The sequence below is a fragment of the Faecalibacterium sp. Marseille-Q0746 genome, assembly GCF_017377595.1.
Classification (GTDB): Bacteria; Bacillota; Clostridia; order Oscillospirales; family Ruminococcaceae; genus Faecalibacterium; species Faecalibacterium duncaniae.
In genome coordinates, this window is record NZ_JAFREI010000002.1 from 1 (window position 1) to 14,238 (window position 14,238).

A 14,238-nucleotide genomic window follows, 5' to 3' on the forward strand; every position below is an offset into this window, starting at 1 on the left:
GGACTCCAGCTACCACCCCTCCCCCGACCTGGCCCCCCTGCCCAAGGTGGAGCCCGAGACCTTTATGGGCTTCCGCCGCAAGGATGGCCGTGCCGCCATCCGCAACGAGATCTGGATCATTCCCACGGTCGGCTGTGTCAACGACATCGCCAAGAAGATGGTGAACGACAACCAGGATCTGGTCACCGGCTCCATTGAGGGCCTGTACACCTTTACCCATCCGTTTGGCTGCAGCCAGACCGGCCACGACCATGCACAGACCCGCAAGCTGCTGGCCGCGCTGGTTCGCCACCCCAATGCCGCCGCTGTTCTGGTGCTGCATCTGGGCTGCGAAAACCTGCAGCACGATCAGTTCGTGGAAGAGCTGGGCGAGTATGACCACGACCGTGTCAAGTTCCTGACCTGCCAGGATGTGGACGACGAGTTCACCGCCGCCCGTGAGATCCTGAAGGAGCTGGCTGCTTACGCCGGTCAGTTCAAGCGTGAGCCTATCCCTGTGAGCGAGCTGGTGGTCGGCATGAAGTGCGGCGGCTCGGACGGCCTGTCCGGCATCACCGCCAACCCCACCATCGGCCGCTTCTCCGATATGATGGGTCAGCGCGGCGGCTCCACCGTCCTGACCGAGGTGCCCGAGATGTTCGGTGCCGAGGGCTTCCTGATGGACCGCTGCATCAATAGGGAGGTATTCGTCAAGGCCGAGCACATGATCAACGGCTTCAAGGAATACTTCATCAGCCACAACGAGGTGGTTTACGACAACCCCTCTCCGGGCAACAAGCAGGGCGGCATCACCACCCTGGAGGACAAGAGCTGCGGCTGTGTCCAGAAGGGCGGCACCGCCCCCATCATGGATGTCATCGGCTACGGTGACCCCGTGGTGACCAAGGGCCTGAACATGCTCTACGGCCCCGGCAACGATCTGGTGTCCGCAACGGCCATGACCGCCGCAGGCGCGCACCTGATCCTCTTCTCCACCGGCCGCGGCACCCCGTTCTCTGCCCCGGCTCCCACCCTGAAGATCTCCACCAACACCCCGCTGGCCGAGAAGAAGTCCGGCTGGATCGACTTCAACACCGGTGTCATCGCGGACGGTGAAAAGACCATCGACGAGGCCGCCCGCGACCTGCTGGATCTGGTCATCCGCGTTGCAGGCGGTGAGCAGACCAAGGCCGAGAAGCACGGCTTCCGCGAGATCTCCATCTTCAAGGATGGCGTTGTTCTTTAATTGAAAAATGGCTGCTGTGCGTGCTTTTTGCGCGTACGGCGGCCTTTTTGCATCAAATGATATGGAGGTACAACTTATGAACCAGATCACCACCCAGTACGTCACCGAGGGCGGCGCATGCTTTGAGCAGTATGTCATCACCGACCCCGTGGCAAAAACTGCCCTGACCATCACCCCCGAGCGCGGCGGCATGGTCACCGGCTTTACCCTGGACGGCGACGAGTACATCTGGACCCGCCGCCCCAACTTCAGCGAGTGCAACCGCCCCCGCTTCGGCATCCCTGTGCTGTTCCCCAACTGCGGCAAGCCCGACAACGGCGTGCACATCTTCAACGGCCAGGCCTATCCCATGGAGATCCACGGCATGGCTGACCTGTGTCCCTGGGAGGTGGAGAGCGTCGGTCCCGACGGCGTGACCCTGATTCTGGAGTCCAGCCCCCTGACCAAGTTCCTCTACCCCTTCGATTTCACTGTCCTGATGAACTACAACCTGCAAGGCAACACCGCTTTCCTGAGCATGACCGTCATCAATGAGGGCGATGTTCCGATGCCCTTCAGCTTTGGCTATCATCCCTACTTTGTGGCCTCTGCTCTGGGGAATGTGGACTTTGACATCAAGTGTGCCACCTGCTCCGAGGATGCCAAGGGTGAGCAGCCTGCCGCACCTGAGAAGATCACCCTGACCCGCAAGGAAGGCTCTGACAACTCCATCCGTCTGATGACCGGTGTGGAGTTCCCCATGACCTTTACGGATAAGGGCAACGGCCACAAGGTCACCGTGAATGCCGATGAGAGCTTTACCAACGGTGTGCTGTGGCAGCAGGATGCCGAAAACTTCGTTTGCATGGAGCCCTGGAACGGCTGGGCCAACAGCGTGAACGAAGAGGGCAAGCACGAGGTGCTGGAGCCCGATGAGGCCATGACCAGCGAGTGGACCATCACCATTGAGAAGGTCTAAGACCCCGCTGCGAAACCTTTGATACGCAAAAAACTCCCCTGCATTCCGGTAAAATGGAGTGCAGGGGAGTTTTTATGTTACAGGCTCAGGCCTGCGTTTTTTTACTGCTCCGGAGCGGTGAAGCTGATGGGGGTAGCACCTGCAGCAGCATCAACGCTCAGCAGGGAGATGGGAGCAACCTCGTAGCTCAGGGTGTCGAAGCTCTGGGTGTCGCCGCTCTCGGTGGTGAACTCCAGGACATACTCAGCGCTCTTGTCAGCGTCCTCGGGCAGGGTCAGCACAACGCTGTCGCCGTCAGCCAGGCCGTCAGCAGCCAGGTTCTCGCCCTTGTCCTCAGAGCCGGCAACGTACAGGTACAGATCGGTGACGTTCTCGCCGGTGGTGTTGTAGACAGTGTACTCGGCGGGCTCGACCTCGGCCTCGCTGGAAGCTGCCTCAGAGCTTGCAGCCTCAGAGGAAGCGGCAGCGGAAGAAGCAACGGAAGAAGCAGCGGAAGAAGCGGTGGTGGAAGAAGCAGAACCGCCGCAAGCGGTCATACCAACAGCCAGTGCCAGAGCAGCGGCAACAACAGCAACATTCTTGAGTTTCATTGTGTAATCTCTCCTTGTTTGTGACGAAAATCTTTTCTCGTGGGCAGCTCTCGTGAAAGGCTGCCCACAAGCAACTATTATACAAGGATGTGTCGAAGAATACAATAACAAATCCTTTACAAAAGTGTGAAAAGTATGACAAAGACCCTCTCCGTCCTGCTGATGCCCGCCAGCACCTCCAAAAGGGAGGGGCGGCATTGCGCAGCAATGACGGAGAGGGTCTTTTCTATTTCGAGGTGCTTTACTTACTTGGGCTGCTTGCCGATGTAAGCCAGGATGCCGCCATCAGCGTACAGGATCTGGCCGTTGACAAAGTCGGAAGCATGGGAGGCCAAGAACACGCAGGGGCCGACCATGTCCTCGGGGGTGCCCCAGCGGCCTGCGGGGGTCTTGGCGCAGATGAAGGTATCGAAGGGATGGCGGCTGCCATCGGGCTGGATCTCGCGCAGGGGAGCGGTCTGAGCGGTGGCAATGTAGCCGGGGCCCATGCCGTTGCACTGGATGTTGTACTCGCCGTACTCGGAGGCGATGTTGCGGGTCAGCATCTTCAGTGCGCCCTTGGCGGCAGCGTAGGCGGAGACAGTCTCGCGGCCCAGTTCGCTCATCATGGAGCAGATGTTGATGATCTTGCCCTCGCGCTTGGCAATCATATCGGGCAGAACAGCCTTGGAGCAGTTGAAGGCACCGCCAACGTGCACGTCGATGACACGCAGGAAATCGGTGTGGCTCATCTCGATCATGGGCACGCGCTTCATCAGACCGGCGTTGTTCACCAGAATGTCCACGGGGCCGACATCAGCCTTGATCTGGGCGATCATGGCGTTCACGGCAGCCTCATCGGTAACATCGGCCACATAGCCGTGCGCGTCGATGCCGGCAGCCTTGTAGGCGGCCAGTCCCTTTTCCAGGCTGCCCTCGTTGGAGCAGTTGAAGCAGACGGTAGCGCCGCACTTTGCCATGCCCTCGGCAATGGAGAAGCCGATGCCGTGTGCGCCGCCGGTGACCAGGGCAACCTTGCCCTTCAGATCAAATGCAGTAAGATCCATAAGTAGAACTCCTTTACTGAAAGACCCCGCGCCGGTTCGCCGGTGCGGGGTCTGGTTTGTGCTTAGCGCAGGTCGGTGGTAGCGATGTTGTCCATGTCGTCAAACTCCATGTTCTCGCCGCCCATAGCCCAGATAAACGTATAGTTCGAGGTGCCGACACCACTGTGGATGCTCCAGGAGGGGCTGATGACAGCATCCTCGTTGTGCATCACGATATGGCGGGTCTGGGTAGGCTCACCGCACATGTGGAACACCACCTGCCCTTCGGGCAGTTCAAAGTAGGTGTAGATCTCCATCCGCCGCTCATGGGTGTGGCTGGGCATCGTGTTCCAGTTGGAACCGGGGTCCAGCTCGGTCATGCCCATGCTCAGCTGGCAGGTCTTCAGCACGTCCGGGTGGATGAACTGATTGATGGTGCGCTTGTTGCAGGTCTCCACGCTGCCCAGAGGACGATGATTTGCATCGGCCATCTTGATCAGGCGGGTCTCGTAAGCGCAGTGTGCCGGAGCAGACACCATATAGAACTTGGCAGGGTGCTCGGGATCGGCGGAAGCAAAGGTCACTTCCTTGGTGCCCTGGGTGATGTACAGGCAGTCCTTGTAGCCCAGCTCGTACTTCACGCCGTCAGCCACCACGATGCCGGTGGAATCCTTGCCGATGTTGAACATACCGATCTCGCGGCGCTCCAGGAAATAGTGGGTGCCGAAGTTTGCCCAGATGTCGATGCCCTTGTCGATGGACACGGTCTCGTGCACCGGCATACAGCCCAGCGTGACCATGCGGTCCACATGGCTGTAAACAGCAACAACTTCATCTGCCTTGTACAGGCCGGTGATGAGCATCTCGTCCCGCATTTCCTCGGTGGTGTAGCGCTTGAAATCCTTCTGGTTGCAGGAATAACGGATATCCATTGTGGACGACCTCCTGTAACGCTTGCTTAGCGCTGGATACGGCCGGAACCGTCGCCGCCAGCCAGCTTCTCGACCTCGGACACGGTCATCATGTTGTAGTCGCCCTCGATGGAGTGCTTCAGAGCAGAAGCAGCAACAGCGAACTCAACAGCTTCCTGAGTGCTCTTGCCGGTCAGCAGGCTGTAGATCAGGCCGCCGCCGAAGGAGTCACCGCCGCCAACGCGGTCGATGATGTGCAGGTCGTACTTCTTGGAGAAGCAGTACTCGTTGGAAGCAACGTCGTACAGCATAGCGCTCCAGCCGTTGTCGAATGCGCTGTGGCTCTCACGCAGGGTGATAGCGACCTTCTCGAAGTGGAACTTGTCAGCCAGCTGCTTGGCAACGCTCTTGTAGCCCTCAGCATTCAGCTTGCCGCCGTAGATATCGGTAGCCTCGGCCTCGATGCCGAACACGTCCTTAGCGTCCTCCTCGTTGGAGATGCAGACATCAACGTACTGGCACAGATCGGTCATGGCAGCACGAGCCTGCTCACGGGTCCACAGCTTGCCGCGGTAGTTCAGGTCGCAGCTGATCTTCACGCCGTGAGCCTTAGCAGCCTTGCAGGCCTCGCGGCAGATCTCGACAACATTCTCGCCCAGAGCCGGGGTGATGCCGGTGAAGTGGAACCAATCCACGCCCTCGAAGATCTTCTCCCAATCGAAATCGGAAGGCTGTGCCAGCTGGATAGCGCTGTTGGCACGGTCGTAGATGCAGACAGAACCACGCTGAGAAGCGCCCTTCTCGTTGTAGTAGATACCAACGCGGTCACCGCCACGGGTGATCATGCTGGTGTCAACGCCGTAGCGGCGCAGGCTGTTGACAGCGGCCTGACCGATGGCGTGTGCGGGCAGCTTAGTGACGAAAGCTGCGTCCAGGCCGTAGTTGGCCAGAGAAACAGCAACGTTGGCCTCGCCGCCGCCGAAGGTGAACTCCAGGCTGTTAGCCTGGACAAAGCGCTCATAGTTGAACGGCTGCAGACGGACCATCAGTTCGCCAAAAGTAACGACTTTCATTGTGGTGTACTCCTTTATAATCAGATGTGTTTTATATCACCCGCCGCAGGGTGGACCGGTGCGGCGGGAAACGCCGTGGAAATGCTCAGGAACTCAGGCCTGAACCAGGTGCATTGCAAAGCCGGCAATCTCGTCAGCAAAGTAGCAGGCGATGGTCTTGCCGTTCTTGACATTCTTGCTGTCCAGATCGAACTTCACGCCGCGCTGAGACAGGTGATAGATGGCACGGTCAACGTTGTTGCAGGCGATGGCAATGTGGCCATTGGTGCCGCGGCCGGGCTTCTTCATGATCTCGAATTCCTTGTTGCCCACAAAGATGCTGGAGTTGCCGGGAGCGACCTTCATGTTCAGCAGACCGCCCAGCAGGGTGGCGACCTTCATGGCCTCTTCCTCGTTGCCGGTGTTGATGCCGACATGGTGCAGGCGCAGGCCCAGCATGGTGTCAACAGCTTCCTTGCTCTGAGCGGTGATCTTTGCCCAATCGCCAGCCTTGATGACATCGCTCTTGCACATCCAGGTGCCGCCGACAGCGAAGATCTGGTCGTAGCCCAGGTAATCGTTGACGTTCTTTGCGTTGACACCGCCGGTGCACATCCAGCGTGCGCCCTTCAGGGCAGCGCCGATGTTCTTCAGCATGCCGACACCGCCGTTTGCCTCAGCGGGGAAGAACTTCAGGGCTTCGCAGCCCATGTTCATGGCCTGCTGCATCTCGCCGGCAGAAGCGGTACCGGGCATCATAATGCCGCCCTTGTCGATCACGTGCTTGCAGACCTCGGGGTCGAAGCCGGGAGCAACGATGAAGGAAGCACCAGCTGCCATTGCACGGTCAGCCTGCTCACAGGTCAGGACAGTGCCTGCACCCAGCAGCATCTCGGGCATCTCTTCGTGGATCTTGCGGATGCACTCCTCAGCACATGCAGTGCGGAAGGTGACCTCGGCTGCGGGCAGGCCGCCCTCGGCCAGAGCCTTGCACAGGGGCAGGGCCTCGTCCACGCTGTTGAAGGCGATAACAGGGATAATGCCGATCTGATAGACCTTTTCAACGATGGGATTCATAACGCATTTCTCCTTTTTATTTGACACTCAGGGCGGGGCAGGGCCGGATGGGCACACTCTCCCCACCATACGTTCACAGTATTAGTATAAACGACCCGGCCGCTTTTGGTAATGCTCAACAAGCACAATGTTTTGCATAAGAGCTTGTATACATTGCACAAAAATGCCCAACGGTCACAGTCCGAGCCGCTCAAACAGCTCTGCAACGCCGTCGTGGTCGTTGTCGCGGGTGCTGACGATATCCCCCAGTGCCCGGATCTCGGGCAGGGCGTTGGCCATCACGGCGGCCACACCGGCCCGGGCCAGCATGGCGCGGTCGTTGTCGCTGTCGCCGATGGCAAGGGTGGCCTCCCGGGGGATGCCGAGCCGGTCGGCCAGAGCCAGCAGGGCGGTACCCTTGTCCACCCCTGCGGCGGTGACTTCTACATTGTCCGGGGCACCCTGTACGGCCTCGATGCCGGGAAACGCCCGGAAACGGACGAGAGCGGCCTGTGCGATCTCGATGCTGTCGAAGAACATACAGAATTTTTCCACTTCGTGGGCGTGGCGGCTCATCCATTCGTCCAGATCCCGCACAACATGGGTACGGCCATCGTCCGGCTGTCTGGCCTCGGTGGAATGGCGCTGGATATGACGGTCCTGAAACAGGGCCATACCGGTACCGTCCAAATAAGAGCGCCCGTCCGAAAAAATGCTCAGTGGGCCATGATATTCCCGGTAGAGGGCAAACACTTCCCGGGCGGTTTCCGGGGGCAAACAATGACGTTCCAGCAGAACCGGTTCATGGGTCGGACGCTGGATGGCATCGGAGTAACGGCTGTAAACGGCACCCAGCGGGTCTGTGCCCATATCCCAGACAGCGGCACCGTTGGTGGTGATGGCGTACCGGATGCCGGGCAGTTGCGCCACCAACGGCGGCAGGCTGGCAAGAGGCCGCCCGGTGCAGGGCAGCACGATGACCCCGCGCCCGACGGCATCGGCAATGGCCTGCCGGGTGCGGGGGGAAATCTGGCTCTGGGAATCGAGCAGGGTGCCGTCCAGATCAAGGGCGACAAGACGGATCGGGGTAGAAGGTGACATAGTTTCTCCTTTGATTTAAGAACCTCTCCGGCAGCAGCGTAAACATGGCTCCCCTGCCAGGGGAGCTGCCGCGATAGGTGACGGAGAGACTGATACCCTTATTTTATCCCATAAATAATATTTGCGCAAGCGCTGGTTCTGTGTTAAAATAATCGCTATGCGGCGAGTGATTTTATAGGAGAAAAGAATATGAACGCAAAGACTCTGCGCATGCGGCTCAAGCCCCACCTGTGGTATCAGGCTTACTGGGTGATCTACCTCATCTGGTTCTTCTGGCTGGATCTGACCATCACTGACCCCAAATACATCATCCACTCCCCGGTGGATGACCTCATCCCTTTCAACGAGTGGTTCATTTTCCCGTACTGCAGCTGGTTCGTGCTGCTGGCGGCGGTCACGGCCCTGCTGTGGTGGTTCGACACCGCCAGCTATGACAAGCTCTGCCTGATGATGTTCTCGGGCATGACGCTCTGCCTCATTATTTATATGGTACTGCCCAACGGCCTTGACATCCGCCCCACGGCGGAAGCCATCGGCCGGGAGAATTTTGCCATGACTTTGATGCAGCTCATTTGGAAAGCAGATGCCTCGGTCAATGTCTGCCCCTCGATCCACTGCCAGAGCACGGCCTGCATGGCCATTGCCTTTTCGGGCAGCACGCTGACAAAGCAGCGCCCCTGGCTCAAAGCAGCGGCCTGGGTGTGGGCAGCGCTCATCTGCGCTTCCACCGTGTTCACCAAGCAGCATTCCATCATTGACGTGGTCTGCGGTCTGGCGCTGGCGGCTGTGTGGGGCGTGATCCTTTACGGCCCGTGGAAAAAGCGGCAGGATTGACAAGAAAAAGTTCTCAATTTTGGCAGTTTCCCAATTGACGCGGACAAAGTGTGTGGAGTACAATAAAAATGAAACTGATATATTAGTAAAACACAAAGATAACAGGCGTGCAGAAGCACAAAAGGAGCGAAGACAGTATGGCAGTTCGGAGCGCCCGCGAGGCAGCCTACGAAACCATCCGCAGCAGGATCATCACCATGGAGCTCAAACCCGGGGATGAACTGAACGACCACGAGCTGGCCCAGGAACTGGGCATCAGCCGCACCCCCATGCGGGAAGCGCTGATCATGCTCAACATTGCCCACATGGTGACCATCAAGCCCCAGAGCGGCACCTATGTGGCCCCCATTGATCTGGAGCTGATGGAGATGGAGCAGTTTGCGCGCTTCACGCTGGAAAAAGAGCTTCTGAACCATATCCGGGGCCGCCTGACCGGCGAGCAGGAGAGAGCCTACCGGCTGCTGATCGAGCAGTACCGTGTGCTGGAAAGCCACCCGGAGGCTGAAAACCGTGAGACCCGGATGCTGGATCTGGACAACGCCTTCCATCGCCGCGCCTTTGAGCTCTGCGGCATGGAGGGACACTTTGACCACATGCTTTCCACCTTTCAGCACATCGAGCGGCTGCGTAAGTTCAGCCTGCAGACGGATGAGAACAAATCGGTCTGTGGTGCCCACACCCGCATCCTGGAGGCTGTGCTCCACGGCACGGAGGAGGATGTGAGCCGGGCGCTGAGTGAACATCTGCACCGGTATAAGCTCAGTGTGGATCAGGCCCGTGCCGCCCACCCGGATTATTTTATCGGCAACGGTGATACCTGGTAAAAATTTCTTTCGTCAAACTGCCAAAGGCGTGTATTTTGCGGCCGGATGGGGGCAAAATCCCATGTGTGGCCGTTTCTTTGTGTAAAGTATACAAGAAAAAACATCAAAACTTGTCAAAACGTCAATTGCCAATTTGAAACTGATATATTAGAATATAAACAAGAATGTGCCACGGCATCCGCCGCGGCATTTAAGAAGCAAAGCAACAAACAAGGAGGAACCCACTATGCCTATGAAAATGGGTTGGCGTTGGTACGGTGAGGGCAACGATCCCATCACCCTCAACGACATCAAGCAGATTCCCGGCGTGACCAGCATCGTCTGGGCACTGCACAACAAGATGCCCGGTGAGATCTGGGAGATCGACGAGATCCAGAAGGTCGCCGATCAGATCCACGCCTACGGCTTCGACATGGACGTGGTCGAGTCTGTCAATGTCCACGATGACATCAAGATCGGCCTGCCCACCCGCGACAAGTACATCGAGAACTACAAGCAGTGCATCCGCAACCTGTCCAAGTTCGGTGTCAAGGTCATCTGCTACAACTTCATGCCCATCTTTGACTGGACCCGTACCGATCTGTTCCACCCCGTCGGCGACGGCTCCACCGCTCTGTTCTACCAGAAGGACATGATCCAGGACGATTACAAGGCCATGGCCGACTACATCCTGGGCTTCACCGAGAAGTACAACATGACCTTCCCCGGCTGGGAGCCTGAGCGTATGGCAAAGCTGGACGAGCTGTTCAAGGCCTATGCCCCTGTCACCAAGGAAAAGCTGTGGGAGAACCTGAAGTACTTCCTGGAAGCTCTGATGCCTACCTGCCGCGAGTGCGACATCAAGATGGCTATCCATATGGACGATCCCCCTTGGGATATCTTCGGCCTGCCCCGCCTGCTGGTGGATGCTGAGAGCATCGACCGCTTCCTGAGCATGGTGGACGACGAGTACAACTGCCTGACCCTGTGCTCCGGCAGCCTGAACGCAAACCCCAACAACAATGTTGCCGAGATCGTCCGCAAGCACTGCGACCGCATTGCATTTGCTCACATCCGCAATATCCACCACTTCCCCAATGGCGACTTCTCCGAGGCTGCTCACCGCGACTGCTGCGGCGAGACTGGCATCATCGAGATCCTGCGCGCCTACCATGACTGCGGCTACGAGGGCTATATCCGCCCCGACCACGGCCGTCAGCTGTGGGAGGAAGGCCCCGGCAACTGCCGCCCCGGTTACGGCAAGTATGACCGTGCTCTGGGTATCCAGTACATGCTGGGTGTCTGGGACCTGCTGGATCGTCTGGATGAAGAGAAAAAGAAAGGCTGAGTACTATTATGAAGCTGTCTGATATCAAGAACGGCAATCTGTCCGCCGAGTGGGCAGAAAAGGGCTACGAGCTGCCCAAGTTTGACGTGGAGGCTGTCAAGGCCAAGACCCACGCAGAGCCCACCTGGGTGCACTTCGGCGCAGGCAATATTTTCCGTGCCTTCCCCGCTGCCATCCTGAACGAGGCCCTGAACAGCGGCAAGTATGACCGCGGTGTCATCGTTGCTGAGAGCTTTGACTACGAGATCATCGACAAGGCTTACCAGCCCTACGACAACCTGAGCCTGCTGGTCTGCCTGAAGTCCACCGGCGACATCGAGAAGAAGGTCATTGCTTCCGTGACTGAGAGCCTGAAGGCTGATTACTCCTTCGGCAAGGATTGGGCTCGTCTGGTCGAGATCTTCCAGAATCCCAGCCTGCAGATGATCTCCTTCACCATCACCGAGAAGGGCTACGGCGTTGCTCCTGCTGACCTGGAGCGCGGCCTGACCCCCGTTCTGGCCATGGGCAAGGTCACCGCTCTGCTGTACGAGCGCTTCAAGGCCGGCAAGCTGCCCCTGACCGTTCAGAGCATGGATAACTGCTCTCACAACGGCGACAAGGTCAAGAGCGCTGTCCACGCCTATGCTTCCAAGTGGGTCGAGCAGGGTCTGGTTCCCGCTGAGTTCCTGGCATACGTTCAGGACGAGACCAAGATCACCTTCCCCTGGAGCATGATCGACAAGATCACCCCCCGTCCCGACGCAAAGGTCCAGGATATGCTGGCCAAGGACGGCTTTGAGGACAACTACACCATCGTGACCGAGAAGCACACCTTTACTGCTCCCTTTGTCAACGCAGAGGAGACCCAGTACCTGTGCATCGAGGATCACTACACCAACGGCCGTCCTCCGCTGGAGCTGGGCGGTGTGCTGTACTGCGACCGCGAGACCGTTGACAAGATCGAGAAGATGAAGGTGTGCACCTGCCTGAACCCCCTGCACACCGCAATGTCCATCTACGGCTGCATGCTGGGTTACACCCTCATCAGCGCCGAGATGGCCGACGAGGATCTGCGTTCCTTCATCCAGAAGATCGGTTATATCGAGGCAATGCCCGTGGTCGTTGATCCCGGTGTCCTGAACCCCTACGAGTTCATCGGTGCTGTCATCAACCGCCGTCTGCCCAACCCCTTCATGCCCGATGCTCCCCAGCGTATCGCTACCGATACCTCTCAGAAGCTGGCCATCCGCTTCGGCGAGACCATCAAGGCATATCAGGCACGCGGTCTGGACAAGTCCAACCTGGTGCTGATCCCCCTGGTGCTGGCAGGTTATGCCCGCTACCTGAAGGGCATTGATGACAACGGCAAGGCCTTCGAGATCTCTCCCGATCCGATGCTGGCTGAACTGCAGGCCATCGTGGCTCCTCTGGAGGTCAAGGAAGGCGAGCAGGACTTCAGCTGCCTGAAGAACCTGTACAGCCGTGCCGATGTGTTCGGTGTTGACCTGTACGAGGTCGGCCTGGGTGAGCAGATCGAGGGCATGGTCAAGGAGTTGTACGCTGGCAACGGCGCAGTCCGCAAGACCCTGCACAAGTACGTTGTCGCCCGCTGAGCGCTGACACGATCCTGAATTAAGCTATCTTCGTTCCCGCGCTGCGTTTTGCTTTGCCGCAGCGCGGGATTTTTTTGTTTTCCGGCATGGCGGAGCGCATGGCTCTTTACATTTGGAGAGCGATTTGCAATAATAGAAAAAAAGCGCAGGAGGGTCTGTACATGAAAGTAATGGTTTTTGATGTGGGCGGCACCGGGATCAAGTATTCTGTGATGGATGAGCAGCTGAACCGGACCGATACGGGCAGCACGCCCACCCCGGCGGATTCACAGGAGCACTTCCTGAACACTCTGCGGGAGATCTACCTGCCCCACAAGGACGAGGTGGACGGCATTGCCCTGAGCCTGCCCGGCTTTATCGATGCCGAGCAGGGTGTGGTCAGGGGCGGCGGAGCAACCTCGCTGGCCTACAATGTGGGCACGCCTGTCGGCCCCCGGCTGGCCGAGGCCTGCGGCTGCCGTGTCTGGATCGAGAATGACGGCAAAGCGGCCGCCATTGCAGAGCTGGAGCGGGGTGTGCTGAAGGGCTGCAGGAACGCAGCAGTGTTCATCATCGGCACCGGTGTGGGTGGCGGCCTGATCATTGATGGGAAGCTGGTGCGCGGCCGGGACTGCACGGCAGGCGAGTACAGCTTTATGAACACCAACGCCGATGCCTGGAGCGACCCCACAAAGAGCGTTGCCTGCCAGTGCAGTACCAGCGGCCTGTTGAGCGGCTACCGCGCCCGCAAGGGCCTGCCCGCCGATGCACCCATGGATGGACGCATCTTCTTTGAGGCGGTCCACGCCGGGGAGACCGAGGCCAACGAGACCCTGCGCAGCTTCTGCCGGGCCGTTGCCGTGCAGATCTACAACCTGAACGTTTTGCTGGATCTGGAAAAGGTGGCCATCGGCGGCGGCATCAGCAAGCAGCCCATCCTTGTGGAGACCCTGAACGAGGTGTATGAGGAGTACATCCTGCGGGGCCATCCCTTCAGCGAAGCGCAGGCCCGCTGCCTGCCCCGCCCGGAGATCGTGCCCTGCCGGTTCCTGAGCGAGGCCAACCAGATCGGTGCCTTTGCAAGCTACCAGAAGGCGTTTTTGGAAAATTGATGGACAAAACGCACGAAGCTGTGTTATACTGGGCGTGACAGGAGGGCGGAACAATGCCGGAGATCAGTTTGTTTTGCGGGATTCGGATCACAATGTTTTACAGTGACCATAACCCACCGCATTTCCATGCGGAATATGGTGGATGTAAAGCACTGGTGGATATTCAGCACTCCTGTGTTATCCGTGGTGCATTGCCCAGTCGCCAGTTGAAATTGATTCTGGCATGGTGTGAGCTGCATAAAGATGAGTTGATGCAGAACTGGGAACTTGCCAGGGATGCAAAGCCTTTGAATCATGTGGCACCATTGATCTGAAAGGGGAGTACAGTATGGAATATATTCCAAAAGTGTTGCAGGCTGTTGCAGGAGAAGATTTTACCATCTACCTGTATTTCAGTGATGGCTCTGTCCGCCTGTATGATGCAAAGCCCCTGTTGCAGCTGGGGGGAGTGTTCGAGCCTATGCGCGACCCGGATTATTTCCGTGACCGGCTGACGGTGCTGAATGACACGGCGGCATGGGATGTGAGCGGTGACATGGACCCTTGCAATTGTATTGACCTTGACCCGATAGAGCTGTATGAGACCTGTCCGGTGGTCGTTGACCCGTTGGAAAAGGCATCCTGAAATAAAACACAACGGCACAGCGCT

15 protein-coding genes are annotated in these 14,238 nt (G+C 58.3%); 9 read left to right on the top strand and 6 right to left on the bottom strand.

What is annotated here, in order from left to right; all coding sequences use genetic code 11:
- A partial coding sequence (locus tag J3351_RS01365; RefSeq protein WP_207696951.1) for a UxaA family hydrolase occupies positions 1 to 1,225 on the top strand: 1,225 nt, incomplete at its 5' end.
- Between the two features lie 76 nt (positions 1,226 to 1,301).
- Complete coding sequence (locus J3351_RS01370; RefSeq protein WP_207696952.1) at positions 1,302 to 2,183, top strand: aldose epimerase; 882 nt, start codon at positions 1,302 to 1,304, stop codon at positions 2,181 to 2,183.
- Positions 2,184 to 2,284: 101 nt separating this feature from the next.
- Here J3351_RS01370 and J3351_RS01375 read toward each other — a convergent pair whose 3' ends face one another.
- The 6 genes from J3351_RS01375 to J3351_RS01400 form a co-directional block, all read right to left on the bottom strand.
- On the bottom strand, positions 2,285 to 2,773 hold the full coding sequence (locus J3351_RS01375) for a hypothetical protein (RefSeq protein ID WP_005931443.1): 489 nt from the start codon (positions 2,771 to 2,773) through the stop codon (positions 2,285 to 2,287).
- A gap of 245 nt (positions 2,774 to 3,018) precedes the next feature.
- Positions 3,019 to 3,819, bottom strand: a complete 801-nt coding sequence (locus tag J3351_RS01380; RefSeq protein ID WP_117504564.1) for a gluconate 5-dehydrogenase — start codon at positions 3,817 to 3,819, stop codon at positions 3,019 to 3,021.
- 62 nt (positions 3,820 to 3,881) lie between these two features.
- A complete protein-coding gene (gene kduI / locus J3351_RS01385; protein WP_005931438.1) occupies positions 3,882 to 4,730 on the bottom strand; it encodes a 5-dehydro-4-deoxy-D-glucuronate isomerase in 849 nt (282 codons plus the stop codon).
- 26 nt (positions 4,731 to 4,756) lie between these two features.
- Positions 4,757 to 5,782: a sugar kinase gene (locus J3351_RS01390; RefSeq protein WP_005931436.1), complete on the bottom strand. Its 1,026-nt coding sequence runs from the start codon at positions 5,780 to 5,782 to the stop codon at positions 4,757 to 4,759.
- Positions 5,783 to 5,875: 93 nt separating this feature from the next.
- Positions 5,876 to 6,838 (bottom strand): bifunctional 4-hydroxy-2-oxoglutarate aldolase/2-dehydro-3-deoxy-phosphogluconate aldolase, encoded by a 963-nt coding sequence (gene eda, locus J3351_RS01395; RefSeq protein WP_097770432.1) that lies wholly within the window; start codon positions 6,836 to 6,838, stop codon positions 5,876 to 5,878.
- A 174-nt stretch (positions 6,839 to 7,012) separates the two neighbouring features.
- Positions 7,013 to 7,918 carry a Cof-type HAD-IIB family hydrolase gene (locus J3351_RS01400; protein ID WP_156065609.1) on the bottom strand — a complete coding sequence of 302 codons (906 nt, stop codon included), beginning with the start codon at positions 7,916 to 7,918 and terminating at the stop codon, positions 7,013 to 7,015.
- Positions 7,919 to 8,107: 189 nt separating this feature from the next.
- On the opposite strand from J3351_RS01400, the gene J3351_RS01405 reads away from it, so the two are divergent.
- From J3351_RS01405 to J3351_RS01435, 7 genes are all read left to right on the top strand, one after another.
- Entirely contained in the window at positions 8,108 to 8,752 is a 645-nt protein-coding gene (locus tag J3351_RS01405; protein ID WP_156065607.1) for a phosphatase PAP2 family protein, read from the top strand.
- A gap of 137 nt (positions 8,753 to 8,889) precedes the next feature.
- Positions 8,890 to 9,576, top strand: coding sequence for a GntR family transcriptional regulator (locus J3351_RS01410; protein ID WP_097773519.1), 687 nt, complete (start codon positions 8,890 to 8,892; stop codon positions 9,574 to 9,576).
- 226 nt (positions 9,577 to 9,802) lie between these two features.
- The gene (gene uxuA, locus J3351_RS01415) at positions 9,803 to 10,903 is read left to right on the top strand and encodes a mannonate dehydratase (protein WP_005931401.1); all 1,101 of its coding nucleotides are present in this window, start codon (positions 9,803 to 9,805) and stop codon (positions 10,901 to 10,903) included.
- An 8-nt stretch (positions 10,904 to 10,911) separates the two neighbouring features.
- Entirely contained in the window at positions 10,912 to 12,498 is a 1,587-nt protein-coding gene (locus J3351_RS01420; RefSeq protein ID WP_207696953.1) for a mannitol dehydrogenase family protein, read from the top strand.
- A gap of 161 nt (positions 12,499 to 12,659) precedes the next feature.
- Complete coding sequence (locus tag J3351_RS01425; protein ID WP_242699264.1) at positions 12,660 to 13,589, top strand: ROK family protein; 930 nt, start codon at positions 12,660 to 12,662, stop codon at positions 13,587 to 13,589.
- Between the two features lie 53 nt (positions 13,590 to 13,642).
- On the top strand, positions 13,643 to 13,903 hold the full coding sequence (locus J3351_RS01430) for a DUF4160 domain-containing protein (protein ID WP_097773522.1): 261 nt from the start codon (positions 13,643 to 13,645) through the stop codon (positions 13,901 to 13,903).
- 14 nt (positions 13,904 to 13,917) lie between these two features.
- A complete protein-coding gene (locus tag J3351_RS01435; protein ID WP_005931388.1) occupies positions 13,918 to 14,214 on the top strand; it encodes a DUF2442 domain-containing protein in 297 nt (98 codons plus the stop codon).
- The last annotated feature ends 24 nt before the right edge of the window (positions 14,215 to 14,238 follow it).